This window comes from Parasulfuritortus cantonensis, assembly GCF_004337445.1.
Classification (GTDB): domain Bacteria; phylum Pseudomonadota; class Gammaproteobacteria; order Burkholderiales; family Thiobacillaceae; genus Parasulfuritortus; species Parasulfuritortus cantonensis.
Genome location: NZ_SJZB01000053.1, coordinates 1 through 22,768, shown reverse-complemented (window position 1 = coordinate 22,768; position 22,768 = coordinate 1). Strand labels below are relative to the sequence as shown.

General features: G+C 69.0%; 24 protein-coding genes. 7 read left to right on the top strand and 17 right to left on the bottom strand.

Annotated elements, in window-relative coordinates; all coding sequences use genetic code 11:
- Positions 1-151: 151 nt before the first annotated feature.
- Positions 152-1,204 (top strand): amidohydrolase family protein, encoded by a 1,053-nt coding sequence (locus tag EZJ19_RS15375; RefSeq protein WP_131449160.1) that lies wholly within the window; start codon positions 152-154, stop codon positions 1,202-1,204.
- A 72-nt stretch (positions 1,205-1,276) separates the two neighbouring features.
- On the opposite strand, the gene EZJ19_RS15370 is transcribed toward EZJ19_RS15375, so the two are convergent.
- Together EZJ19_RS15370 and EZJ19_RS15365 are read right to left on the bottom strand one after the other, a co-directional pair.
- Positions 1,277-2,665, bottom strand: a complete 1,389-nt coding sequence (locus tag EZJ19_RS15370) for a sigma-54-dependent transcriptional regulator (protein WP_131449158.1) — start codon at positions 2,663-2,665, stop codon at positions 1,277-1,279.
- Positions 2,665-4,407, bottom strand: a complete 1,743-nt coding sequence (locus EZJ19_RS15365) for a sensor histidine kinase (protein WP_131449156.1) — start codon at positions 4,405-4,407, stop codon at positions 2,665-2,667. Before EZJ19_RS15365 ends, EZJ19_RS15370 begins: the two co-directional genes overlap by 1 nt.
- Positions 4,408-4,572: 165 nt before the next feature.
- Between EZJ19_RS15365 and EZJ19_RS15360 the strand changes: the two genes are divergently transcribed.
- Together EZJ19_RS15360 and EZJ19_RS15355 are read left to right on the top strand one after the other, a co-directional pair.
- Positions 4,573-5,514 (top strand): tetratricopeptide repeat protein, encoded by a 942-nt coding sequence (locus EZJ19_RS15360; RefSeq protein WP_131449154.1) that lies wholly within the window; start codon positions 4,573-4,575, stop codon positions 5,512-5,514.
- A 23-nt stretch (positions 5,515-5,537) separates the two neighbouring features.
- Complete coding sequence (locus EZJ19_RS15355) at positions 5,538-6,302, top strand: DUF599 domain-containing protein (RefSeq protein ID WP_131449152.1); 765 nt, start codon at positions 5,538-5,540, stop codon at positions 6,300-6,302.
- Here EZJ19_RS15355 and draG read toward each other — a convergent pair whose 3' ends face one another.
- The 10 genes from draG to EZJ19_RS15305 form a co-directional block, all read right to left on the bottom strand.
- Positions 6,303-7,220 carry an ADP-ribosyl-[dinitrogen reductase] hydrolase gene (gene draG / locus EZJ19_RS15350; RefSeq protein WP_240754802.1) on the bottom strand — a complete coding sequence of 306 codons (918 nt, stop codon included), beginning with the start codon at positions 7,218-7,220 and terminating at the stop codon, positions 6,303-6,305.
- Complete coding sequence (locus tag EZJ19_RS15345; protein ID WP_131449232.1) at positions 7,217-7,735, bottom strand: nitrogen fixation protein NifQ; 519 nt, start codon at positions 7,733-7,735, stop codon at positions 7,217-7,219. The genes draG and EZJ19_RS15345 overlap by 4 nt, the downstream gene beginning before the upstream one ends.
- A 154-nt stretch (positions 7,736-7,889) precedes the next feature.
- Positions 7,890-8,249 (bottom strand): 2Fe-2S iron-sulfur cluster-binding protein, encoded by a 360-nt coding sequence (locus EZJ19_RS15340; protein ID WP_131449150.1) that lies wholly within the window; start codon positions 8,247-8,249, stop codon positions 7,890-7,892.
- A gap of 85 nt (positions 8,250-8,334) precedes the next feature.
- Entirely contained in the window at positions 8,335-8,622 is a 288-nt protein-coding gene (locus EZJ19_RS15335) for a 2Fe-2S iron-sulfur cluster-binding protein (protein ID WP_131449148.1), read from the bottom strand.
- Complete coding sequence (locus EZJ19_RS15330) at positions 8,615-9,877, bottom strand: FprA family A-type flavoprotein (RefSeq protein ID WP_131449146.1); 1,263 nt, start codon at positions 9,875-9,877, stop codon at positions 8,615-8,617. Before EZJ19_RS15330 ends, EZJ19_RS15335 begins: the two co-directional genes overlap by 8 nt.
- On the bottom strand, positions 9,874-10,299 hold the full coding sequence (locus EZJ19_RS15325; RefSeq protein ID WP_131449144.1) for an ArsC/Spx/MgsR family protein: 426 nt from the start codon (positions 10,297-10,299) through the stop codon (positions 9,874-9,876). Before EZJ19_RS15325 ends, EZJ19_RS15330 begins: the two co-directional genes overlap by 4 nt.
- A 2-nt stretch (positions 10,300-10,301) precedes the next feature.
- Positions 10,302-10,586: a 4Fe-4S binding protein gene (locus tag EZJ19_RS15320; RefSeq protein ID WP_131449142.1), complete on the bottom strand. Its 285-nt coding sequence runs from the start codon at positions 10,584-10,586 to the stop codon at positions 10,302-10,304.
- Positions 10,587-10,597: 11 nt separating this feature from the next.
- Positions 10,598-12,103 carry a nitrogenase cofactor biosynthesis protein NifB gene (nifB, locus tag EZJ19_RS15315; RefSeq protein ID WP_131449140.1) on the bottom strand — a complete coding sequence of 502 codons (1,506 nt, stop codon included), beginning with the start codon at positions 12,101-12,103 and terminating at the stop codon, positions 10,598-10,600.
- 202 nt (positions 12,104-12,305) lie between these two features.
- Entirely contained in the window at positions 12,306-12,617 is a 312-nt protein-coding gene (locus EZJ19_RS15310) for a hypothetical protein (protein WP_131449138.1), read from the bottom strand.
- Positions 12,618-12,644: 27 nt separating this feature from the next.
- The gene (locus EZJ19_RS15305; RefSeq protein ID WP_131449136.1) at positions 12,645-12,971 is read right to left on the bottom strand and encodes a hypothetical protein; all 327 of its coding nucleotides are present in this window, start codon (positions 12,969-12,971) and stop codon (positions 12,645-12,647) included.
- A 151-nt stretch (positions 12,972-13,122) separates the two neighbouring features.
- Between EZJ19_RS15305 and EZJ19_RS15300 the strand changes: the two genes are divergently transcribed.
- The 3 genes from EZJ19_RS15300 to EZJ19_RS15290 all read left to right on the top strand — a co-directional run bounded on the left by EZJ19_RS15300 (position 13,123) and on the right by EZJ19_RS15290 (position 17,235).
- Positions 13,123-13,839: a response regulator gene (locus EZJ19_RS15300; RefSeq protein WP_131449134.1), complete on the top strand. Its 717-nt coding sequence runs from the start codon at positions 13,123-13,125 to the stop codon at positions 13,837-13,839.
- A complete protein-coding gene (locus EZJ19_RS15295) occupies positions 13,832-15,148 on the top strand; it encodes an ATP-binding protein (protein WP_131449132.1) in 1,317 nt (438 codons plus the stop codon). Before EZJ19_RS15300 ends, EZJ19_RS15295 begins: the two co-directional genes overlap by 8 nt.
- Positions 15,149-15,264: 116 nt before the next feature.
- Positions 15,265-17,235, top strand: coding sequence for a diguanylate cyclase domain-containing protein (locus tag EZJ19_RS15290; RefSeq protein ID WP_131449130.1), 1,971 nt, complete (start codon positions 15,265-15,267; stop codon positions 17,233-17,235).
- Positions 17,236-17,254: 19 nt separating this feature from the next.
- On the opposite strand, the gene EZJ19_RS15285 is transcribed toward EZJ19_RS15290, so the two are convergent.
- Genes EZJ19_RS15285 through nifL form a run of 5 tightly spaced genes read right to left on the bottom strand, consistent with a single transcriptional unit; the run spans position 17,255 to position 21,930 of the window.
- Positions 17,255-17,932, bottom strand: coding sequence for an MT-A70 family methyltransferase (locus EZJ19_RS15285; RefSeq protein WP_131449128.1), 678 nt, complete (start codon positions 17,930-17,932; stop codon positions 17,255-17,257).
- On the bottom strand, positions 17,919-18,512 hold the full coding sequence (locus EZJ19_RS15280) for a BglII/BstYI family type II restriction endonuclease (protein ID WP_131449126.1): 594 nt from the start codon (positions 18,510-18,512) through the stop codon (positions 17,919-17,921). The genes EZJ19_RS15285 and EZJ19_RS15280 overlap by 14 nt, the downstream gene beginning before the upstream one ends.
- 48 nt (positions 18,513-18,560) lie before the next feature.
- Entirely contained in the window at positions 18,561-18,842 is a 282-nt protein-coding gene (locus EZJ19_RS15275) for a DUF6156 family protein (protein ID WP_131449124.1), read from the bottom strand.
- Positions 18,839-20,392: a nif-specific transcriptional activator NifA gene (gene nifA / locus EZJ19_RS15270; protein ID WP_131449122.1), complete on the bottom strand. Its 1,554-nt coding sequence runs from the start codon at positions 20,390-20,392 to the stop codon at positions 18,839-18,841. Before nifA ends, EZJ19_RS15275 begins: the two co-directional genes overlap by 4 nt.
- Before the next feature lie 11 nt (positions 20,393-20,403).
- Entirely contained in the window at positions 20,404-21,930 is a 1,527-nt protein-coding gene (gene nifL / locus EZJ19_RS15265; protein ID WP_240754801.1) for a nitrogen fixation negative regulator NifL, read from the bottom strand.
- A 262-nt stretch (positions 21,931-22,192) separates the two neighbouring features.
- On the opposite strand from nifL, the gene rsxA reads away from it, so the two are divergent.
- Positions 22,193-22,768: an electron transport complex subunit RsxA gene (gene rsxA / locus EZJ19_RS15260; RefSeq protein ID WP_131449118.1), complete on the top strand. Its 576-nt coding sequence runs from the start codon at positions 22,193-22,195 to the stop codon at positions 22,766-22,768.

Genomic DNA, 22,768 nt, shown 5'->3' with positions numbered 1-22,768 from the left:
CCCGCGTCTCCGCGTTGGCTCGAGTGTCGGCCATGAGGCGATTCCGGCCTTTGCACCGGCCTGAAAGGGGACATTGGCCGAGCAAACCCCTGAACCGCAAATCGGAGCAGAATCCCTTCCGCAACCTAATTGAGCAACGAGGGGATGAGCCTTGGACATCCGACGACGCCACCTGATCCGCCTGGCCCTGCTGCTTCCCGTGGCCGGCTGGGCAGTCCGGGGCTTCGCGCAGGCGGATGAGAAAGTCATCGGCCTCAAATCCGGCTACGCCGCGCGCCTAAAACGCCTGCTCGCCTCGGGCACCCTGCCCTATATCGACATCGAAAGCTCATGCAACCCGACCAAGGTCGACATCGACGCGGTCGCCCGCAAGCTGGACGAGCTGAACATCGGTCTGATGGCCCTCTCGGCCGACCCGACGGAGAGGCAGTTCGGGGAAGGTTTGCGCTACGACGACCTGTCCGCGCGCCTGCTCGCCCGCTACCCGGACCGCTTCATCCCGGTCGGCAACGGCGGACAACCTCCGTTTACTACCGAAGCGGCCGATGAAGTCCTGGCGGCGAATGGGACGGCAGCGCTGAAGGAGCCGTTGCTGCTGCTCGGCGAGTACGAGATGCGGCATTACCCGTCGCCACGGCAGGTCAAGCGGGGCGAACTCGACCGCGACGTCGACATCGCCATCGACGGCCCGACGGGCCACAAGTTGTTCGCCCTGGCCGAACGACTGGGCATCCCGTTCCAGATCCATTACGAGGTGGAAGACCGCCTGCTCGCGCCCCTCGAGCACATGCTCGCCCAGTACCCTGCGGCCCGGGTGATCTGGTGCCACATCGCCCAGGTCAGGTACGCCGAACGGGCGGCCACCTATACACCCGCCTACGTCGAAGGACTGATCAAGCGATTTCCCAACCTGTACTTCGATACCGCGTTCGGCGACGCCGGCTCCGTGTATCCGTTGTCGATGCAACACCATGCCCGGGTTTGGGACAGTTCCGGCGGTTTGCGAGCGGACTGGCTGAACCTGTTCGTCACCTACCCCGAGCGTTTCCTGTCCGCGCTCGACCTTGGCGGCGACCGCATGCGTCAGATCGACGACTACGACCGGAAACATCGCGACTTCCTGGCCAGGTTGCCGAGAGAAGCCCAACACCAGATCGCCTATGGAAGTGCCTGGTCGCTGTTGTTCGGAGAGGTGTTCTCGTAGATCCGGCCCGGTCCGCTCAGGATCGGAAGCACCCGTTCAGCAAGGGGTGAAGGACAACGGTCGCGCGCCCGGTCACTCGCGCACCGTGCGCTCGACCTTGATGTCGAGCTTCTTGATGCGGTGCCACAGGCTGCGCTCGCTGATGCCGAGCCAGCGCGCGGCGTGGGCCTGGACGCCGGCACTGGCGGCCAGGGCGGCGACGATGGCACGCCGCTCGCTCTCCTCCAGCCAGGCATCCAGGCCCTCGGCGCCCGGGCCGGCGGCCACGTTGACCGGGGCCGCGCCGGTCTCGCCGCGTACCCGTTCGGGCAGGTCGTCGACCTCGATGCGCTCGCCCCGGCACGACAGCAGGGCGCGTTCGACCGCGTTGCGCAGCTCGCGCACGTTGCCCGGCCAGGCGTAGCGGGTCAGCGCCAGCAACGCCGGCGCCGCGAAGCCGAGCACGGGCTTGTCCATCTCGGCACGCAACTCGGCCAGGAACGCGGCGGCCAGGTCGGGCACGTCCTCCAGGCGGTCGCGCAGGGGCGGCACCCGGATGGTGTAGACGTCCAGGCGGTAATACAGGTCCTCGCGGAAGGCACCCTCGCGCACCCGCTGCTGGAGGTCGCGATTGGTCGCCGCCACCACGCGCACGTCGACCTGGCGCACGGCATCGCTGCCCAGGGGCGAGAACTCGCGCTCCTGGAGGACGCGCAGCAGCTTGCCCTGCAGGGCCAGGTCGAGGTCGCCGATCTCGTCCAGGAACAGGGTGCCGCCGTTGGCCTGCTCGAGGCGGCCGAGGCGGTTCTGGGCCGCCCCCGTGAAGGCGCCGCGCACGTAGCCGAACAGTTCGCTCTCCATGAGGTCGCGCGGGATGGCCGAGCAGTTCAGGGCCACCCACGGCTCGGCCGCGCGCGGCCCGTCCTCGTGGATGCTGCGCGCCACCGCCTCCTTGCCGGTGCCGCTCTCGCCGGTGATCAGGACGTTGCTGCGGTAGGGCGCCACCTGGGCGATCTCCTCGCGCAGCCGGCGCATGGCCGGACCGTCGCCGATCAGGCGCCGGCGCGGCCGGGCGTCGCTCATCACCGCATGCAGGCGCTGGTTTTCCCGGAGCAGGTCGTACAGGCGCAGGGCGCCCTGGATAGCGAGCAGGAGTTCCTCGGCCTCGAACGGCTTGGTCAGGTAGTCGGTGGCGCCGGCCTGGATGCACTCGATGGCCGACCGGATGGAGCCGAACGCGGTGAGCACGATCACCGGCACCTCGGGGCGTTCCCGGCGCACCGCCGCCACCAGTTCCTCGCCGCGCAGGCCGGGCAGCTTGAGGTCGGTGAGGACCACGGCCAGGTCCGGGCGGTCCAGGCGGGCCAGCGCCGCCTCGGCCGAATCGGCCTCGATGACCTGGTGGCCGGCGTCCTCCAGGGCCATGCGGATGACCATGCGCATGTTGCGCTCGTCCTCGACGATCAGGATGGTGTGCGGCATCACTCGGCTCCCGGGGCGCTGGCGAAGCGCATCATGAAGGCGGCCCCGCCGGCGCGGCCGGGGGCGTACTGGAGGCGGCCGCCGTTCGCCTCGACCAGGGTGTCGGCGATGGTCAGGCCGAGGCCGCTGCCGTGCTCCTTGGAGGTGTAGAAGGGCTCGAACAGGCGCGGGATGCGCTCCACCGGCACCCCGGGGCCGTTGTCCTCGAGGGCCAGGTAGAGGGCGCCGCCGTCCAGCCAGGAACGCAGGGTGAGGCGGGCCGGGGCGGCGCCGATCGCCTCCAGGGCGTTGTTGACCAGGTTGGTCCAGGCCTGCTGGAGGAGTTCCGGATCGGCCCGGATCAGGGCGTCGCCGTGGCCGTACTCGCGGCGCAGCTCGACCTCGGGATGGCCGGCCAGCATCAGGCGCAGGGCGGCCTCCAGGGGACGTTCCGGGGCGATGGCCTGGAACTGCGGCTTGCGATGCCGGGCCAGTTGCTGGAAGTCGCGCAGAAGGCCGTTCAGGCGCGCCGTCTCCTCGCGGATCATGCGGGTCAGGTCGGCCTGCCGGGCCGGGTCGGCGGCGGCCTTGTCGAGCAGCTGCGCGGCGGTGTTGAGGACGCCGATCGGGTTGCGTATTTCGTGCGCCATGGCCAGGGAAAGCTCGCCCAGGGCGGTGATCTTGTCGCGCCGGAACTCCTGCTGCTGGCTGTCGCGCGCCTCGCGCAGGCTGGCCGCCATGGTGTTGAAGGCGCGCGCCAGGTCGGCCAGCTCGTCGTTGCCGGCGGCCGGGATGGTGGCCCGGAAGTCCTGGGCGGCGACCCGCATCACCCCTTCGTGCAGGCTCTCGACCGGCCTGATCACCAGGCGGCTCAGGAGCAGGCCCATGCCGGCCGCCAACAGGCTGCCCAGGATGGCGATGGCCAGGGTCAGGGTGCTGCGGTCGGCCAGGATCTGGTCGCCCCGGCTGTGCGCCAGGCCGCTGAACAGGATGGCCTCGACCCGGTCGTTGCTGTCCAGCACGGGGGTGTAGAGGCCCCAGTAGGTGCCGTCCTCGGCCTCGGGGCTGAAGTACTCCCGGCGGTCGCGCAGACGCTGGAAGGCCTCGGCCGGCAGGCGCAGGTTGAGCGGGACGCTCTCCTCCTCGGCGAAGGCCTTGGCGAAGTCCTCGCCGCGCGGGTAGAACAGCCGGGTCTTGAGGCCGCTGGTCACGCCCAGGCGCTGCAGCAGGGGCTTGTCGAACAGGGTGCCGAGGACCATCCGGTAGCGCGCCGGAGCGCCGCGCGGCAGCACCACCACGGTCACGGCGGCGAGCTGGCGGTGGTCGCCGCGGTTGATCCGGATGACCGCCTCGTCGCGCCCGGCCTCCGGTGTCCAGGCGGTGTCGACCGGCATCGACGAGTACAGGCGCCGGCCATCCAGGCCGTAGACCTGGACGAAGCCGATGCCCAGCTCGGTGGCCAGCGGCCGCAGGCGCTCGGGGATCAGCGGGCGCCCCGGGGCCGGCGGCCAGGGTTCGCGACCGGCCTCCTCGAGCAGGTCGGCGAACAGGCGGGCGTTGTCGTGCAGGCCGTGCAACCAGTCCAGGTTCAGGCGCGCCGATTCGCGCAGCCAGTTCTCGATCGAGGCGTCGACCCGGTTGATCACCCAGGCGGCGGTGGCCACGCCGGTCGCCAGCATGGGCACCACGATGATCACCAGGACCACCAGCATGACCTTGCGCTGCAGGCGGTTGACCTGCCACCAGCGATGCAGGCTACGCATCGCGTAGCTTCCTACGCGACGCGTTGCCGCCGGCGCCGGGCCGGCCTTCCGGGTATCGTGATAACGCCATGAATATATAAGGCTTTCATGAAATTCCAGGGGGTGGCCCCGGGCTTGCTAAATGGCTCTTGAAAACATCATCTTCCGCTCATCAGGGGTCCAACCATGCGTCATTCTTCCGCTCTTAGCAATTACCCGCTGCCCTCCGGGGCCTTTGCCCTCGGCGCCGCCGCCGGCGCGCCCGACTGGCGCCGGGCCAAGCCGGCCCTGGCCATCCTGGCCGCCGGTGCCGCCCTGGTCGGTCTGCTCGCCGCGGTGCCGCATCCGGCGCCCGAGGCGGCCGACCGCGCGCAACTCCTCGACCAGGCCCGCGCCGGCGAACCGAGCGCCCAGCTGATGCTGGCGCTGGCCTACCGGGACGGCCGCTACGGCCTGCCGGTCGACCACCGGGCCGCGACCGGCTGGCTGGCGCATGCCGCCGAGGCCGGCGACAGCTACGCGGCGGCCAGCCTGGGCGACGCCTATGCCGCCGGTGACGGCGTCGCCGCCGACGCCGGTGCCGCCCGGCAGTGGTGGACGCGCGCCGCCGAGGCCGGCGACCGCCACGCGGAAAGCCGTCTCGGGCTCGCCCTGAGCGCCCCCGGCGCCAGCGCCGAGGAACGCTTCGCGGGCCTGCGCTGGCTGGAGAAGGCCAGTGCCGCCGGCGACCAGGATGCCCGCCGGGCGCTGGGCGGCGATCCCGCCGCGCCGGCCGAGGCCGACGCCGACGCGACCGGCGTCTGGGGGCACCTGGCGCGCCTGTTCGACCAACTGAACATGGACGGCCAGCGCGCCGATGCCCTCCTGGCGCGCGCCCGCTCCGGCGACAGCGACGCCCAATACGAACTGGCCCTGCGCTACCGCAACGGCGCCTGGGGCGTCGACGCCGATCCGGTCCAGGCCGTGGCCTGGCTGCGCCAGGCGGCACGGCACGGCAATCCGGTCGCCATGCAGGACCTCTCCGAGGCCTACCGGTCGGGCCAGTTGGGCTTGGCCCCGAACCCGGCCAAGGCGGCGAAATGGCACAACCTGGCGAGCCTGGAGCAGAACGCTCCGGCGACGCTGTAACGGCCCGGCCGCGGAGTGACACCATGATCGAACTGCTCCCCGATCTCGCCGTGCTGAAGGAATTCAGCGCCGATACCCTGGCCATGGCGACCAGCGTCGCCCTGGTCGCCAGCTATTACCTCAACTTCCACCGCCGCGCCCGGCGCAACCCGGCCTGCTCCATCCACGCCGTCAACGCCAACGCACGCCGCCTCTGGGTGCGCCAGGTCATGACCCAACCGGGCAAGGACGTCATGGCGGTGCAGACCCTGCGCAACTTCATCATGGTCGGCATCATGATGGCGTCGACCGCCTCGCTCCTGGTCATGGGCACCCTGACCTTGTCCGGGCAGGCCGAGAACATCGCGCGCAGCTGGCACGTGCTCGGCTTCCTGGGCTCGTCGTCGCCCGGGCTCTGGATCGTCAAGGTGATGGTGCTGCTGGCCGACTTCATCGTCGCCTTCTTCGGCTACGCCATGGCCATCCGGCTCGCCAATCACGTCCTGTTCATGATCAACGTCCCGCACAGCGACCAGGATGCCCACGCCGGCCTGTCGCCCGACAACGTCGCCGACCGCCTGATCCAGGCCGGCAACATGATGGCCTTGGGCATGCGCGCCTTCCTGTTCGCCATCCCGCTGGTGTTCTGGCTGTTCGGGCCGCTGTTCCTGCTCCTGGCCACCGCCGGCCTGATCGTCACCCTGTCCCAGCTCGACCGCCACGACGTCATCGAACCGGGTGCCGCCGAGGCCCGTCCGGCCGCCTCCGGGCTGGCCCAGACGCTGCCGTTCCGGCGCCGGACGGTCTGATCAGGTCAGCCTGACCAGGGCGGCCGCCTGCTCCGCGCAGGCGCGCCGCACGCCCGGGTCGAGGGCATCCAGCCAGCGCGGCGGAATCGCCTCGGGGCCGTACACCGCCCCGGCCAGCATGCCCGCGATGGCACCGGTGGTGTCGGCATCGCCACCCCGGTTGACCACGTCGATCAGGCAGAACTCGAAATCGTCGGTATCGAAGAAGGCCTGGAACACGGCCACCAGGGTGTCGCCGACGTAGCCGCTCGGATTGGCCTGCTGGCGCACGGCCCGGAAGGTGAACTCGGGGTGCAGGCGGGCCAGCGGGTGGGCGCGCTCGTGCAGCAGGCGCACCTTGTCGGCACCGGCCAGGGCATCCCGGACCATGAGCGCCAGGCACTCGGTCGCCGCGTCCGACAGCGGGTTGTTGTGGGTGATGTGGGCCTGGGTCCGGCAGGCCAGGCGGACCACCTCCTCGGGCTCGCCCAGGGTCGCCAGGGCGACCGGCAGGACGCGCATGGCGGCACCGTTGCCGGCATCGTGCTGGCTGACCGGTACCTCGACGGCGCCGTTCTTGCGGAAGTGCAGCAGGCCGCGCCGGACGGTGTTGCCGATATCGACCGGCTTGGCCCGCATCCAGGCGTCGAAGGCCTCGGCGACCGGTTGCGCGAGGACGCGGCCGTGGCCGAGGATGGCCCCGCCCAAAGCCAGGGCCATGGTGGTGTCGTCGGTGACCTGGCCGGCGCGCAGGTTGAGCCAGCCGCCGCCGCGGATCTGGTCGTGCACGCGGTACTGGGCCGCGATCTCGCGCGGGGTCATGAATTCGACCGTGGCACCCAGGGCGTCGCCGACCGCCATGCCCAAGTAGGCGGCCACCGCGCGCTCGGCCACGGACGGCGGGCGGGCAGGCGCCGGGCGCGCCGGCGCCGCCATCATTCCTTGCTCTCGAAACACTTGGCGTAGTCCGTGCATGACTGGCAGGACGGCGCCGGGCAGACCGGGATGCCTTCGCGGTCGCAGATCTGCCGGTAGAGGAACTTCTTCCACTTCATGTCGCGGTCGTTCAGCGCCGCCAGGTGGGGGAAGTTGTCCGCCATCAGGCGCGACAGGTCCTTGCGCGACCACAGGCCGAGGTCCTGCCACAGGTGGTCGCCGGCCATGCAGGCGGCGGCGACGATCTCGGCCAGCCAGACCTCGGAGGGGTCGCTGCCGGCCCGGCCTTCGAGCATGAGCCCGACCAGGTCGCTGCGCTCCGATGCCCGTACCGGGTCGAGTTCGGCACCGGCGGCGACGCCGAGCGGGCCGAAGCCGGGGAAGTGGCGCGCCAGCAGGGCGCCGAAGGCCTCCGCCCGGAGTCCGAGCCCGGGCGGCAGGGCGCCCTGGCCGGCCGCCTGGCTGGCCAGCATCTTGGCGAACAGATCGTCGTTGGCATGCCCGCAGGCGTGCGCCATGAGCCGACCGTAGAGATCACGATCGGCGGCTGGCGTATCGGGTTGCGTGGCAGTGCGGTTCACGATCCTCCAAGGGCTCGTCGGCGCGCCGCCATCGCCCCCGCGTCCATGCTCGGGGTGGGATCAGGACCGGGGGGCGATCGGCGCCGGGTCGTTACTTGCTGGGATACTCGACCAGGATGTCCTCGTCGCGCAAGACCATCTGGCAGGCCAGGCGCCAGGAGGTGTGGACGTTGTCGTCCACGGCCATGGCGTCGATCTCGGCCTGGGTGATCTTGCCCAGGTCCTTGAGGACGGTGATCTCGCGGTCGGTCAGGGGACCGCCCATGGGACCCTTGCGGGACAGGTTGGTGACCTTCACCAGGCAGGTACCGCATTCGCCGTCCTGGCAGGAGAAGTCGATCGGGATGTGGTTTTCCTTGGCCAGGGTCAGGACGGTCTTGGTGTGGCTGCCGGCCACGGCGTAGACAGTCTTGTCCTTGTGCAGGGGACTGGAAAAGGTGATGTTGGGCATGTTGCTAGGCTCCTAGGATTTGCTGTTGCACCGGTTCTTACTTCCGTTCTCTCGAATTGCCTTGTTGGTCTTCTCGATTTCTGTGTCAGCCTGGCCGCACCACCACCTCGCCGCCGAGGACCTGGGCCTGGCAGGCGAGCCGGTGCTGGCGGCCGGCCATGTTCTCCTGCAGGACCTTGTCCTCCAGGACCGACCGTTCGGACATGTTCTCCATGCCCGAGACGATCCTCATCATGCAGGTGGCGCATTCGCCTTCCCGGCAGCCGTAGGTGATGCCGGCCCCGACCTTCTCGGATATCTCGATCAGCCGGGTACCGGCCGGCACCGTGACGGTGACGCCGATGTCTTCGAATGTGACGTTGGCCTTAGGCATGGGCTTGGCTCCTGTTCAGTTCTTCCATGGTGATAACCTTGCGGACGACCTGGCCGGTCAGGTTCAGGGCCAGGTCGCGTCCGAATGCGCGACAGAGCGTCAGCTCGTCGTCGGTGGGAATCAGCTTGACCCGTACGCCCTTGACCGGCACCCGCATCTTCAGCCCGCGCATACGGTCCTCCAGCATGGAGACCGCCTCGCCGCTCCAGCCGTAGGAGCCGAACGCGGCACCGAACTTGTCGCGCACGTTGACCATGGTCAGTGAGGAGAGCAGGTCCCAGACCGGCTTGACGGCGTCGCCGTTGATGGTGGGCGAACCGAACACGATGCCGTCGGCGCCCTCGACGAGGTCGACGAAGGGTCCGACTTCGCCGCCCTGGAGGTCGTACACCGAGACCCGGACGCCGTCGACCTCCTCGGCGCCGTCGCGCACCGCCTGGGCCATGCGCGCCGTGTTGCCGTACGAGGACAGGTAGAAGATCACCAGGGTCTTGGCGTGGTCGCCGGCCTCGTTCTGCAGCTGCGGCACCGCCAGCTGACGGTAGCGGTGCACGTAGCGGGCCGGCGCGTCGCGCAGGATCGGACCGTGCGCCGGCGCGATCAGTCCGGGCGCGAGCGGCTCGATCAGTTCCAGGGCGTCCAGCACGTGCTCGCGGAACGGCCGCATGATGTGCTGGTAGTAGTACTCGAACGAGAAGCGGAAGTCGCCCACCTTGTCGTTGAACAGGCGCGGGTCGCAGTAGTGGCAACCGAAGACGTCGCCCGAGAACAGGATGCCGGCCTCCTCCAGCCAGGTGCACTGGGTATCGGGCCAGTGCAGGAAGGGCGTATGCAGGAAGCGCAGGGTGCGGTCGCCGAGCGAGACGCTGTCGCCCGTGTTGACCGGCGTGTAGGCGAGCTCGTCGCTCTTGAGCAGGCCCTTGAGCATGATCTGGGCCTTGATCGAGATGTACAGGCGGGCCTGGGGGGCGCGCCGCATGAGCTCGGGCAGGGCACCGGTGTGGTCGGGCTCGAGGTGGTTGAGGACGATGACCTTGATCTCGTCGTAGGCCGTCACCGCCTCGAGGCGGGCGAAGAAGTCCTCGGCACGGTTCTCCTTCACCGTGTCGATCACCGCCACGCCCTCGGAACCGCGCACGCAATAGGCGTTGTAGGTGGTGCCGTTGGCGGTCTTGAGGATGATGTCGAACTCGCGCAGGTCCGGATCGAGCGCACCGATCCAATGTACGCCGGGCGCGAGCTCGATCGCGCTCATGACGTGACCTTGCAGGGTTCCGCCGCGTGCGTGCGCGGGCAGCTCTCCAGGTCCTCGCCGACCTTGCTCGCGCCGAGCCCGATCCAGGCGTCCACGGCGACCGGGTCGAAGCCGACCCGGCACTCGCCCGCCACCTCGATGAGCGGCCGGCGGATCAGCAGGGGATCGGCCAGCATCAGCACCAGGGCCTCGGTCTCGGTGACCCGTTCATAGTCGAGCAGGCCGTCGCGGATGCGCGGCGCCGACAGGTTGAACCACTCGGCCACCGGCAGGTCGCCGAAGAACGGCCGCAGGCGCGCGGCGGTCCAGCGCTCGGTGAGCAGGTTGCGCGCCCACACCGTGTGGCCGGCCGCGGCCAGCAACACCTTCTGCTTGGTGTTGTTGACGCAGCCGGGCTTCTCGTAAAAGACGACCGTAGCCATGCTCAGAGTACGGCGGCAGTTCCCTGCTGGTCGATCTTGGCCAACAGTTCCGGCGGGATGCCGGTGAGGGAGCCCGGGGCGTTCAGCGCCACCCCCATCTCGTCGATGATGGCGCCCTCGATCGGGCAGATGCTCGCGCACTGGGCATCCATGTAGTCGCCGATGCACTCGGTGCATTTCTCCGCCGCGATCAGGAAGTGCGGACTGGCGGCATAGATGGCCTGGTTGGGACACAGGGGCTCGCAGGCGTAACAGTTGACGCAGGACTCGATGATTTCAAAGGCCATGACTTTTCTCCTCAGGCGGCTTTCTGGACGGCGGCGGACTCGGCCAGCTTGCCGGCGCTACGCATCTCCTCGTAGACCGCCGCGACCGCATCCTCGATGGCTTCCATGGCGTGCTCGCCGTTGGGCGTGATGCCGGCGGCTTCCAGCGGACCCCAGGGCTCGTAGCCGATCTTCGAGCACAGGACCACCTCGCAGCCCTGCAGGACGCGCAGGCTCTGGTCGAGGGCGCTCTCGCCGTCGCCGCAGGTGTCGCCGCCTTCGCAGTACGGCGTGGTCTTGCGGTGGCCGATGAAGCGCACGCCTTCCGACGAGGCCTCGTAGACCAGGAACTCGCCGGCATGGCCGAAGTGCTCGTTGATGACGCCGCCGCCCTTGGTGGCGACCGCCATCAGGACCGGCCGGGTGGCCGGGCCCTTGGCCTTCAGGCCCTCGATGGCGACCAGTTGCTGCTTGGCGTCCTTGGCCGCCTGCTTGATCTCCAGCTCGCGGGCGATCTGGGCATGCACCTCGGCGCGCTTGACCATGGCGGCCTCGTAGTCGATGTCCATGGCCTCGATCTTGTCCAGGGTGAACTCCTGGCCGCGATCCTCGCCCAGGAGGCCGACCGCGTCGGCACGGCACTGGCGGCAGTGGCGCATCATGTTCATGTCGCCGGCGCACTGGTCCTGCAGCTTCTGCAGCTCCTCGTGGGTCGGACCGCGCTGGCCCATGACGCCGTAGTAGGTGCCGTGCTCGGCCTCGGCAATCAGGGGCATGACGTTGTGCAGGAAGGCGCCCTTGGCCTTGACGATCCTGGAGACCTCGGCCAAATGTTCGTCGTTGACGCCCGGGATCATCACCGAGTTGACCTTCACCAGGATGCCGCGCTCGGCCAGCATCTCCAGGCCCTTCTGCTGCTGGGCGATGAGGATCTCGGCGGCTTCACGGCCGCGGATGCGGCGGTTGTTCCAGAAGATCCACGGATAGATCTTGGCACCCACGTCGGGGTCGACGCAGTTGATGGTGATGGTGACGTGGTCGATGTTGTGCTTGGCCAGCTCCTCGACGCAGTCGGGCAGGGTCAGGCCGTTGGTCGACACGCACAGCTTGATGTCGGGCGCCTTCTCGGACAGCTGGCGGAAGGTGTCGAAGGTGCGCTCGGGGTTGGCGAGCGGGTCCCCGGGGCCGGCGATGCCCAGTACCGTCATCTGCGGGATGGTGGCGGCGACGGCCATCACCTTCTTGACCGCCTGGTCCGGGCTCAACACTTCCGACACCACGCCCGGGCGGGACTCGTTGGCGCAGTCGTACTTGCGGTTGCAATAGTTGCACTGGATGTTGCAGGCCGGGGCGACGGCCACGTGCATGCGGGCGAAGTAGTGGTGGGCCTGCTCGGAATAGCAGGGGTGGTTGTGGACCTTCTGGCGGATGTGCTCCGGCAGATGGCCCAACTGGTCGTCGGTGGAACCGCAGGAATGGGACGAGCAGCCGCTCTTGGCGGCGCCGCTGGATTCGGAGTTGAGTACGGGCAGTTGCACGGGATTTCCTCCTTGGGGAGACGTATCCCACAGTGCAAGCCCCGTGCCCGGCGGCGCTACGCGTCTAAGCCATTGTTTATAAAAAGACGACTCGGCCGGCTCGCGACCCGGCTGTCAGGAACGGCACAGGCCGGCGCGGCCGAGTTGTTGTGAAGGTTACAAAGCCGGCATGGCTTGGCCCCGGGCCAGGCCGGCCGCCGCCTCAGCGCGAGGTCTGCTGACGCGTCCGGGTGGTGGTCTGGGTCTGCGTCATGCTGCCGCTGCCGTCCTGCAGGCGCTGGCGCTCCTGGGTCATCAGGCGCTCTTCGGCGCGGACCTGGTCCTGGCTCTGGGTCTGGTCCTGGGTCATGGTGCCGGACTGGCTGCCGGACATCTGGCCGTAGCCGTGGCCCCCGCCCATGCCACCGCCACCACCGCCGCCGCCGCCGCCGCCGCCACGGGCCTGGGCATCGGCCGCCAGGGCCAGGAAGGCGGCCGATATCAGGGTGATACCCCATGCTGTACTTCGCTTCATGATTTGCTCCTTGCTTGATTGGATGATTCAACGACCGCGTCCGGAGCCGTGCCGGCCCGCCCCGCTCGTGCCCCCGCCCCAACGCTGTTGCCTGGCTTCGTAGCCGGCCCCGTAGGGCAGGTCGTCGCCGGCCCGGCGATCGGCCGGCGCGGCCGCCGGGCCGCCCAGGTCGGGCAGCTCGGCCGCGGCCGGCGCCGCCGTCCCCGAATGCCGGTCCTCCGGGCTCAGGTTCAGGTTGAGGGCACGCCTGGGGGCGCCGTCGCGCGTCTCGCCCGCCTGCGCAGCGGCCGCGCCGGCCCCACACAGGGCCAGGCACAGGACGACGGGCAGCAACGGACGACGACGGGGTGACATGCGTTTCTCCTGGCCGGTAGCGGCCTCCAGACACCGTCATCCTGGCAGACCCGTTCAGCGCCGCCATGTCGCCCGGGTAGCGGCCGGTATCGCTTTGTATCGGACGGTATCAGGCGCCGTGCCGACGCGCCGGGTCCGTTACACTGGTGTCATGGACACCCCCGAGCGCATCCTGGTCGTGGACGACGATCCCGCACTGCGGGAGTTGCTGCACGCCTACCTTGGCGACACCGGCTTCGCCGTCGACCTCGCCGCCGACGGCGAGGAGATGCGCCGTGCCATCGAGCGCGCCCGGCCCGACGCCATCGTGCTCGACCTCATGCTGCCGGGCGCCGACGGCCTGGCCCTGACCCGCGAGCTGCGGGCGCGCCAGGACGACTGCGCCAACCTGCCCATCCTGATGCTCTCGGCGCGCGGCGAGGAGATCGACCGCGTGGTCGGCCTGGAGGTGGGCGGCGACGACTACCTGGCCAAGCCGTTCAGCCCGCGCGAACTGCTCGCCCGCCTGCGCGCCCTGCTGCGGCGCGCCCAGGCCGGCCCGGCCGCGCCGGCCGACAGCCTCCGCTTCGGGCCCTACCGGCTCGACCTGGCCGCCCGCCGCCTGCTCCGCGACGACCTCGACGTCGGCCTGTCGAGCGCCGAGTTCGACCTCCTCAAGGTGTTCGCGGCGCGCCCCAACCGGGTCCTCGACCGCGACGTCCTGCTCGACCTGCTCAAGGGCTACGAGCGCGATCCCTACGACCGCACGGTCGACCTGAGGGTCGCCCGGCTGCGCCGCAAGATCGAGCCGGACCCGGGCAACCCCGTGTACATCCGCACCGTGCGCGGCGAGGGCTACCTGTTCAACCCGCGCGGCGGCCATGCCTGAACGGGCCGGCCGGCCGGGTTTCAGCCTGATCCACCAGAACGCCTGGCGCCTGGCCCTGGTGTTCCTCCTCTTCGAACTCCTGGCCGCCGTCGCCGTCGTCTCCCTGCTCATGATGCCCATGGCGCGCCGGGCCGCCAGCGACCTGGCCGGCCTGCTGGTCCTGTCGGCGCAGACCTGGAGCGAGTTGCCGCCCGGGACTCGGCCGGCCTTCATGCGCGAGCTGGCCCGGAGCCACCACCTGACGGTGGCGACCGGGACGCCGCGCGGGGAACCGGTGACCACCTGGCCGACCCCCTATCTCGACCAGCTCGCCGCCAGCCTGGACCAGCGCGCCGGCCGCCCCGTGCCCCTGCTCACGATGCGCATGGACGGCGAACTCTGGCACTGGGCCGCCCTGCCGAGCGGCGGCGGTACCCTGTGGGTCGGCTTCTCGCACGGCCGGGTCGGCTCGCAGCCGCTCGCCGCCGCCCTCTTCACCCTGGCCGCCGCCCTGTTCCTGGCGGTCCTGGCGGCCTGGTGGCTGGCGCGCCGGACGGTGGCGCCGCTCAAGCGCTTCGACGCCGCCGCGGCGGTGCTCGGCCAGGGCCAGGCGCCCGACCTGCTGCCCGAGACCGGACCGCGCGAGCTGGCCGCCCTGGCGCGCCGCTTCAACGAGCTGGCGCGCCAAGTGCGCGACCTCCTGGAGGCCCGCACCACCCTGCTCGCCGGCCTGTCGCACGACCTGCGCACCCCCCTGGCCCGCATGCGCCTGGCCCTCGAGATGCTGCAGCGGCGGCCCGATCCGGCCTGGATCGCGCGCCTCGACACCGACATCGGCGAGATGGACCGCCTGGTCGGCGAGCTGCTCGACCTGGCGCGCGGCCTGGGCAGCGAAGCGGCCGTGCCGATCGACCTGGCGGCGCTCCTGGACGAACTCGCCGGGCACCTGCGCAGCGCCGGCGTCCAGGTCGAGGTCGAGGCCGAGCCGCTCCATCCGCTGGCGGCACCGGCCGCCCTGCGCCGGGTGCTCGGCAACCTGCTCGACAACGCGCGCCGCTACGGCGGCGGCCGGGTCGAGATACGCGCGCTGGCCGAAGGGCAAACCTGCCGGATCGGCGTCCTCGACCACGGCCCGGGCATTCCGGTCGACCAGTTGGAGGCGGTCTTCCGGCCCTTCCACCGGGTCGAGGGCTCGCGCAGCAGCCAGACCGGCGGCACCGGGCTGGGCCTGGCCATCGTGCGCCAGCTGGCCCAGGCGAACGGCTGGCGTGTCGAGCTGGGCAACCGTCCGGAGGGCGGCCTGGCGGCCTGGCTGGTGCTTTCCTGCTGACGCCCGGCGCCCGTGGCGCGGCCCGGCGCAGCCTCTATAATTTGTAGCATCGTCGCCTCCCTGCACCGCACGCGGTCCGGAATTGCGGACGTCTTCCCCACTGTTGACCGGCGACCATGAAACTGCGTCTCATCTATCTGCTGATCCTGCTCTGGCTGGGCGCCCTGGCGACCTCGCTGATCTGGAACTGGCAGCAGGTCGACAGCACCGTCCGCGCCCTGGCCGAGGCGGAGGCGCGCTCCCATTACGAGAAGGACCTGGTTTACCGGCTCTGGGCGGCGCGCCAGGGCGGCATCTACGTCACCCCGAGCGCCGGCACCCCGCCGAACCCCTACCTGGCCTTCCTGGGCGACCGCGACCTGGTGACCACCAGCGGACGCCGGCTGACCCTGATCAACCCGGCCTACATGACCCGCCAGGTGCACGAACTCGCGGCCGAGCGCTACGCCGTGCGCGGCCATATCACCAGCCTCAAGCCGCTGCGCCCGGAAAACGCCCCGGATGCCTGGGAGAAGCGCGCCCTGCTCCGCTTCGAGACCGGTGCCCGCGAGGTGTGCTCGCTGGAAACCATGTCCGGCCGGCCCTACCTGCGCTACATGCGGCCGCTGGAGACGGAGGCGCCCTGCCTGAAGTGCCATGCCGCCCAGGGCTACCGGGTCGGCGACGTGCGCGGCGGCATCAGCGTGACGGTACCCTTCGCGCCCTACCTGGAGATCGCCCGCAGGCAGCATGAGTCGCTGCTCTTCGGCCACCTGCTGTTCGGTTCGCTCGGCCTGGCCGGCCTGTTGATCAGCGGCCGCCGCCTGCAGCGCTCCGAGGACCTGATGCGGCGCTCGATGAACGAGGCCGCCATGCTGGCCGAGCGCAGCGACCTGCTCCTGTCCAGCCTCGGCGAGGGCGTCTACGGGGTCGACAACCAAGGCAAATGCATGTTCATCAACCCCGCCGCCCTGGCCATGCTGGGCCTCGACGAAGCGGACGTGCACGGCTGCGACCCGCACGAGCTGTTCCACGACCGCCACCCCGACGGCTCCGCCTATCCGCGCCAGGAATGCCCGGTCCATCAGACCCTGGTCGACGGGCGCCGGCGCAAGAGCGAGGAGGCCTTCCTGCACAAGGGCGAGTTCTTCCCGGTGCAACTGGTGATCACGCCGATGTTGCGCGAAGGCGGAATCGTCGGTGCCGTGGTGGTGTTCCAGGACCTGAGCGAACGCCGGCGCGCCGAACTCGAGTACAAGACCATCCTGCAGACCGCCACCGACGGCTATCTGATGATCGACCTCGACGGCCGCCTGCTCGACACCAACGACGCCGGCTGCGCCATGCTCGGCTACAGCCGGCAGGAGATGTTGCGCATGCATCTGGCCGACATCGAGGCGGACAGTTCGCCGGTCGAGGCGCTGCAGCGCAACCACGAGGTCCGTCGGCGCGGCCATGCCCTGTTCGAGACCCGGCACCGGCGCCGCGACGGCAGCGTCATCGACGTCGAGGTGAGCACCACCTACCTGGACATCCAGGGCGGCGTCCTGGTGACCTTCTTCCGCGACATCACGGAGCGCAAGCAGTCCGAGTTGCAGATCCGCCAGCTGGCCTATTACGACACCCTGACCAACCTGCCCAACCGGCGCCTGTTGCTCGACCGTTTCAGCCACGCCATCGCCCAGGCCCGGCGCTTCCAGCGCGCCCTCGCGGTGATGTTCCTGGACCTGGACCGCTTCAAGCAGGTCAACGACAGCCTCGGCCACGACGCCGGCGACGAACTCCTGCGCCAGGTCGCCAAGCGCCTGACCGGCTGCGTACGGGCCGGCGACACCGTGGCGCGCCCGGGCGGCGACGAGTTCGTCGTGCTGCTGGCCGAGATCGCCCACCCGCACGACGCCGAATTGATCGCCGAGAAGATCATCGCCACCTTCCACGAGGCCTTCCCGATCCAGGACCAGACGGTCCGCATCACGACGAGCATCGGGATCGCCGTCTATCCGGTCGACGGCACCGACGACGTCCAGGAATTGATGAAGAAGGCGGACATGGCGATGTACTCGGCCAAGGAGGCCGGGCGCAACAACTACTGCTTCTTCCGCGACTAGGACCGCGGTTGCGGCCGGCTCAGCGGCCCTCTCGGGCGCATTCCTCGGTCGGGCAGGAATACTCTGGGCCGGGCGGCTCGAACAAGGTGGCCTGGCTATGGTTGGAATAGGTTGGCCAGTTCGGCTGATACTCCTCGGCCTGGTTTCCCCATGCCACCCACCCGGGCTTGGTTCCCCGCGCGAAAAGCTCCAGGTACGGGCCGGGGCTGCACGCCTCGATGATGTCGTACAGTTCGTCCGGCTTGCGCGAATGCTCGCGCTTCATGCTCCTGATGATATTGACCTGCCGCCGCCCCGGCGCCAGCGTCCTCGCGTTCTTGCCACGCGTTCCGAACAAGACGAGCTCGGTAGTGTTCCGGAAGTAAAAACCAACGCCACGGCCATCCGGACCGCCGTCCTTACGGACTTTGTGCCACACGAGATTGGACTTGTATTCGAACCCCCATGCCCGCATGACGTCCAGTCCCTCGGGCAACAACGCGTTCGGTACCCAGAGGTATAGGTGCGCCGGGTCGGCGGCGACCGTATCGACGGGAATGGACTTGATGTCCGACAGCGTGAGTGTGCCGTAACGGTTCAGACGCTTGTGTTCGGGCGCCATCTTGCCGGTCCGGTTCTGGAACTGCCACGGCGGGTCAGCGAGTATGGTGCCGAAACGGCCGTTTATGCTGGCTCGGAAATCGTCAGCAGCACTCATCGTAAACCTTCTCTGTGATTCCGATGACCAACAGCGGACACCCGGCCCCGCCGCCGCCTTCTATGCGCGGCAACAACTTGCTCATGTGCGTCGTCGAAGCCCCGTATGAGGTCCCTCGGCCGAGCCGATTGAAGATGTCCTGCAATTCGTCGCAGCGCGTGAAGATGATCCCGACGCTGATCGCCCGGAGGTCGAACAGCAGCCGGAAATTGTTCAGGTCACGATCGTAGAACGGATCCTTGTTGTTCCATTCCACTTCCAAGGCAACCTTGTTCTTGTAGCAGTCGACATCATGAGTGGGCGACGCCATGACGGCCCGGTCGACTTGGACCCGGGTGTCGAAACGCTTCTCTCGCCAGCCACGTGCGCCAAGAAACTCGTCGACGAATTTGGCCACCCCTGACTTGTTGCCGCCCGGATTGACGATCCAACTTCGGCATAACCGGAAGGATGCGAGGAGGCTGAGCAAATCATTCCACTCTTCAGGAAAGTCCGTCGCCAGTATGGCGCAGGCATGCTTCCACTCGTGGATCTCGAAGTGGGCACGAATTGCGTCGGGAATCTGCGTTTCAGCCGCCATCGCCGAATCATACCGAAAGGTCGATGGCGGGCCTATCCCGGCAATCCCTCAGCCAGCCGGGTATTCGAGGACGGTCGATTCGCCGTCGATGTCGATGATCTCGGCCCGCCGCAGCCGGCCGTCGGCGGCGTATTCGTAGCGGTGGGCCAGTTCGACCTCGCCGTAGACCAGCTTGTCGAAGCCGAGCAGGCTGCCGCCCGTGTCGAAGTAACCCTTGATGTAGGTGTTCCGGTTGGCCACCTGGTCCTCGCCCAGCGGCGTGATCAGCTTGAACGGCAGGCCGACCCCGGCATAGCTAAGGAAGTAGCGGCAGTCCGGGCCGGCGCTCATATCTGCTTCACCTTGATGTTCAGGGTCTGGATGCGATAGGCGATCTGGCGCGGCGTCATGTTGAGCAGGCGCGCCGCCTTGGCCTGCACCCAGCCGGCCTGCTCGAGGGCGGCGATGACCCGCTCGCGCTCGTCCAGGCCGGGGTCGTCGAGGTCGATCTCGCGGGCCGGCCCACGGCCGCCGGAGACCCGCTCCTCGATGCCGGTGAGGAGCACCGAGTCGCGGTCGATGGTGCCGTCCTCGCTCATCACCGCCGCGCGTTCCAGGCAGTTCTCCAGCTCGCGCACGTTGCCGGGCCAGTCGTGGTGCATGAGCACGCGCAGGGCCGAGTCGGTCAGGTCCAGTTCGCGGGCCTGCTGGCCGCCGATCTTGCCGATCAGGAAACGGGCGATGTCCGGGATGTCCTCCATGCGGTCGCGCAGGGCGGGCAGGTAGATGGGCATGACGTTGAGGCGGTAGTAGAGGTCCTCGCGGAACTTGCCGTTGGCGACGTCGGTTTCCAGATCGCGGTGGGTGGCCGCGACGACCCGCACGTCGACCTTGATGGTGCGGGTGCCGCCGACGCGTTCCAGCTCGCCCTCCTGGAGGACGCGCAGCAGCTTGGCCTGGAAGGCCGCCGACACCTCGCCGATCTCGTCCAGGAACAGGGTGCCGCCGTCGGCCTGCTCGAAGCGGCCCTTCTTCTGGGTCATGGCGCCCGTGAAGGCCCCCTTCTCGTGGCCGAACAGTTCCGACTCGAGCAGGTTTTCGGGCAGCGAGGCACAGTTGAGCTTGACGAAGGCGCCGCGGGCGCGCGGCGAGTTGTAGTGGATGGCGTTGGCGATGAGTTCCTTGCCGGTCCCGGTCTCGCCCCGGATCAGCACGGTGGTGTTCCACTTCGAGACCTGGCGCACCTGCTCGAACACCCGGCGCATCGGCTGGGTGTGGCCGATGATGTTGTCGAAGCCGTACTGGGCACGCACCGTGCGGCGCAGGGTGTCGCGCTCCTCCTTGAGCTCCTGGCGTTCGCGCTCGACCTCGCGCGACAGGCGCACGCTCTGGCCGATGACGTTGGCGACCATCTCCAGGAAGCGGGCGTGCGCCTTGAGCTGGCTGCGCTCGTCGCGCGACGGCTGCGCCGCGAGGACCCCGGCAATGGTCTGGGCGACCCGGATCGGTACCCCGATGAAGGGCCCCTCGCTGTCATAGATGCCCAGCTTGCCGGTGAAGCGCGGTTCCTCGGTGATGCGCGACAGCACCACGCAGTCGCCGGCCTCCATGACCATGCCGATGACGCCCTCGCCGGGCCCGTAGCGGATGTCCTCGGTGCGCACGGTGCGCAGGCCGTGCACGGCGACCACCTGCTGGTCGCCGGTCTCCGGGTCGGCCAGGGTGACCATGCCCCGCTCCAGGCCGCCGCCTTCATGCAGGGCGCTCAGCACGCCGGCCAGGGTCTCCTTGAGGTCGAGCGAGCGGGACAGCACCTGGCTGACCTGGAACAGGGTGTCCAGTTGCGCTTCCAGTTGTTCGTTTCGGCGGCGCAGGCCGGTATCGCGGCTGTATATGTCCATGGCGCGCCGTCCTATGTCGTCGGGAGTTGGACGCGGGCGCGGCAGCCGCCGGCCGGCGCGTCGGCCAGTTCGATCAGGCCGCCGTGGCTGGTGAGCACGTCCTGGGCGGAGCACAGGCCCATGCCGATGTGCTGGCGGTCGGCCCCCTTGGTGGTGAAGAAGGGCTCGAACACCTTGTAGCGCCATTCCTCCGGGATGCCCGGGCCGCTGTCCTCGATCACCACCTCGACCCAGTCCGGCTTGGTGGCGGTCGACACCTTCAACTCGCGGCGGCCGCCGCGGTTGTCGTGGATGGCCTCGATGGCGTTCTCCAGCAGGGCCTTGAACAAGGTCGCCAGGCGGGTCGGACGGCCGGAAACCAGCGGCAGGCCGGCCGGCTGCCATTCCACCGTGATGCCGTCGGCCAGCAGGCGCGGCGTGAACAGGCGCAACAGGTCCTTGAGCATGGCGTTCAGGTCCACCGGCGTGATGTTCTCGTCCGACTGGCTGGGGATGCAGGCGCGCAGGGTGTCGAGGGTGGCGTTGCCCTTGTCCAGGGCCTCGGCCAGGCTGGCGGAAAGACTGTCGGCGACGCTGCCGCCCGGCTGGCGTTCCAGCATGCGGACCGCGGCGGCGAGCATGTTGAAGGGCGCCTGAAGTTGGTAGATGGCCCCGAACAGCGTCTCGCGCAGGGCCTGGATGCGCTCCTGCTCGGCCAGGACGGCACGCAGGGCATTGACCCGGATGGCCTCCTGCTGCTCCTTTAAGGCCGTGATGTCCTGAATCACCAGGAGCAGATACTGATGCCGGACGGGCTCGTAGAAGGCATCGGCGCTACCGTCCTGTTCCTCGATCCAGGAACCGGAACAGGCGAACCAGCGGGCCTTGCGGCTGCGCCCGACATGGCGCACCTCGCGGCCCGTGAAGCCGCGCCCGGTCAGGCGGCCCTGTTCGAACTCCTCGCCCAGGTCGGCATGCAGGGCGCCCAGCAGGGTGGCGGCCGGCTCCTGGCCGAGCTCGCCGATCAGCTTCTTGTATTCCTGGTTGTCGAGGACGACGCGCTCGCGCTCGTCGAGCATGACGATGGCCACCGGCGCGGCATCGACCACGGATTCGATCATCGCCTTCTGGTTCTGGACCTGGCGTTCCAGCCGGTGCACCTCGGTGACGTCGCGGTGCATGCCCAGGTAATGGCTGGTCTTGCCACTGTCGCCCACGACCGGCGTGATGGTCAGTTCGGCCAGGTAGCGGCTGCCATCCTTGCGCCGGTTCACCAGCAGGCCGTTCCAGGCGCGCTGGCGCAGGATCTGCGCCCACAGGCTCTCGTAGACGAGCTTGGGGGTGACCTTGTAGGACAGCACGGACTCGTTGCGGCCGACGATCTCGGCGGTGCTGTAACCCGTCACGCGCTGGAAGGCGGGATTGCAATAGAGGATGTGCGCATGGGCGTCGGTGATGGAGATCGCCAGGGCGGCCTGTTCGACCACCTCGCGGAATATCTCCAACGGGATCGACGGCTCGGCGCCCTCTTCCGGTTGGCTACGGCTGGATTCGTTCATGAAGCGGTTCATTCGGGATGTGTTGCGTCTGGGGAGAATACTAGCAACTAACATGCCGCTTGTCGGGAGTGCCTTTGCGGCCGGCTTTGGCGCTTTTCTTGTCGTTTTTCCTACAGGCACGCGGCATGTGGAAGTACCACGACAAGGCGACAATGCCCCTAATTGGTGCATGGGCATGCAAAGCCTTGAAAATCCGGGCCGGACGCCGCCATCCGACGCTGGCATGGTTAATGCGAGGGGCCGGACAGGAGGCCTTATTGCCGTGACTGAATACCTGTTGATACTGATCTCGACCGCCCTGGTGAACAACGTCGTACTGGCGAAGTTCCTCGGGTTGTGCCCGTTCATGGGGGTGTCCAAGAAGATGGACAGCGCCCTCGGCATGGGCATGGCCACGACCTTCGTGCTCACCCTCGCGACCGGCGCCGGCTGGCTGCTCGAGCATTGGCTGCTCGCCCCGCTCGGCATCCAGTACCTGCGCATCCTGGCCTTCATCCTGGTCATCGCCGCCACCGTGCAGTTCACCGAGATGGTGATCCGCAAGGTCAGCCCCGGCCTGTATCAGGTCCTGGGCATCTACCTGCCCCTGATCACCACCAACTGCGCCGTGCTCGGCGTCGCCCTGCTCAACGTCCAGGAAGGCCACGCCTTCCTGCCCAGCCTGCTGTACGGCTTCGGCTCGGCGCTCGGCTTCACCCTGGTCCTGTTGCTGTTCGCCGGCCTGCGCGAGCGTCTGGCCCTCGCCCAGGTGCCCGAGACGTTCGCCGGCGCGCCGATCGGTTTCATCACCGCCAGCCTGCTCGGCCTGGCCTTCATGGGCTTCGCCGGCCTGGTCTAG

Bases quoted from the DNA above. Each gene is read 5' to 3' on its own strand.
- EZJ19_RS15370 (WP_131449158.1), bottom strand. From the start codon at position 2,665: ATGCCGCACACCATCCTGATCGTCGAGGACGAGCGCAACATGCGCATG.
- EZJ19_RS15365 (WP_131449156.1), bottom strand. From the start codon at position 4,407: ATGCGTAGCCTGCATCGCTGGTGGCAGGTCAACCGCCTGCAGCGCAAG.
- EZJ19_RS15360 (WP_131449154.1), top strand. From the start codon at position 4,573: ATGCGTCATTCTTCCGCTCTTAGCAATTACCCGCTGCCCTCCGGGGCC.
- EZJ19_RS15355 (WP_131449152.1), top strand. From the start codon at position 5,538: ATGATCGAACTGCTCCCCGATCTCGCCGTGCTGAAGGAATTCAGCGCC.
- draG (WP_240754802.1), bottom strand. From the start codon at position 7,220: ATGATGGCGGCGCCGGCGCGCCCGGCGCCTGCCCGCCCGCCGTCCGTG.
- EZJ19_RS15345 (WP_131449232.1), bottom strand. From the start codon at position 7,735: ATGGCGCACGCCTGCGGGCATGCCAACGACGATCTGTTCGCCAAGATG.
- EZJ19_RS15340 (WP_131449150.1), bottom strand. From the start codon at position 8,249: ATGCCCAACATCACCTTTTCCAGTCCCCTGCACAAGGACAAGACTGTC.
- EZJ19_RS15335 (WP_131449148.1), bottom strand. From the start codon at position 8,622: ATGCCTAAGGCCAACGTCACATTCGAAGACATCGGCGTCACCGTCACG.
- EZJ19_RS15330 (WP_131449146.1), bottom strand. From the start codon at position 9,877: ATGAGCGCGATCGAGCTCGCGCCCGGCGTACATTGGATCGGTGCGCTC.
- EZJ19_RS15325 (WP_131449144.1), bottom strand. From the start codon at position 10,299: ATGGCTACGGTCGTCTTTTACGAGAAGCCCGGCTGCGTCAACAACACC.
- EZJ19_RS15320 (WP_131449142.1), bottom strand. From the start codon at position 10,586: ATGGCCTTTGAAATCATCGAGTCCTGCGTCAACTGTTACGCCTGCGAG.
- EZJ19_RS15310 (WP_131449138.1), bottom strand. From the start codon at position 12,617: ATGAAGCGAAGTACAGCATGGGGTATCACCCTGATATCGGCCGCCTTC.
- EZJ19_RS15305 (WP_131449136.1), bottom strand. From the start codon at position 12,971: ATGTCACCCCGTCGTCGTCCGTTGCTGCCCGTCGTCCTGTGCCTGGCC.
- EZJ19_RS15300 (WP_131449134.1), top strand. From the start codon at position 13,123: ATGGACACCCCCGAGCGCATCCTGGTCGTGGACGACGATCCCGCACTG.
- EZJ19_RS15295 (WP_131449132.1), top strand. From the start codon at position 13,832: ATGCCTGAACGGGCCGGCCGGCCGGGTTTCAGCCTGATCCACCAGAAC.
- EZJ19_RS15290 (WP_131449130.1), top strand. From the start codon at position 15,265: ATGAAACTGCGTCTCATCTATCTGCTGATCCTGCTCTGGCTGGGCGCC.
- EZJ19_RS15285 (WP_131449128.1), bottom strand. From the start codon at position 17,932: ATGAGTGCTGCTGACGATTTCCGAGCCAGCATAAACGGCCGTTTCGGC.
- EZJ19_RS15280 (WP_131449126.1), bottom strand. From the start codon at position 18,512: ATGGCGGCTGAAACGCAGATTCCCGACGCAATTCGTGCCCACTTCGAG.
- EZJ19_RS15275 (WP_131449124.1), bottom strand. From the start codon at position 18,842: ATGAGCGCCGGCCCGGACTGCCGCTACTTCCTTAGCTATGCCGGGGTC.
- nifA (WP_131449122.1), bottom strand. From the start codon at position 20,392: ATGGACATATACAGCCGCGATACCGGCCTGCGCCGCCGAAACGAACAA.
- nifL (WP_240754801.1), bottom strand. From the start codon at position 21,930: ATGAACGAATCCAGCCGTAGCCAACCGGAAGAGGGCGCCGAGCCGTCG.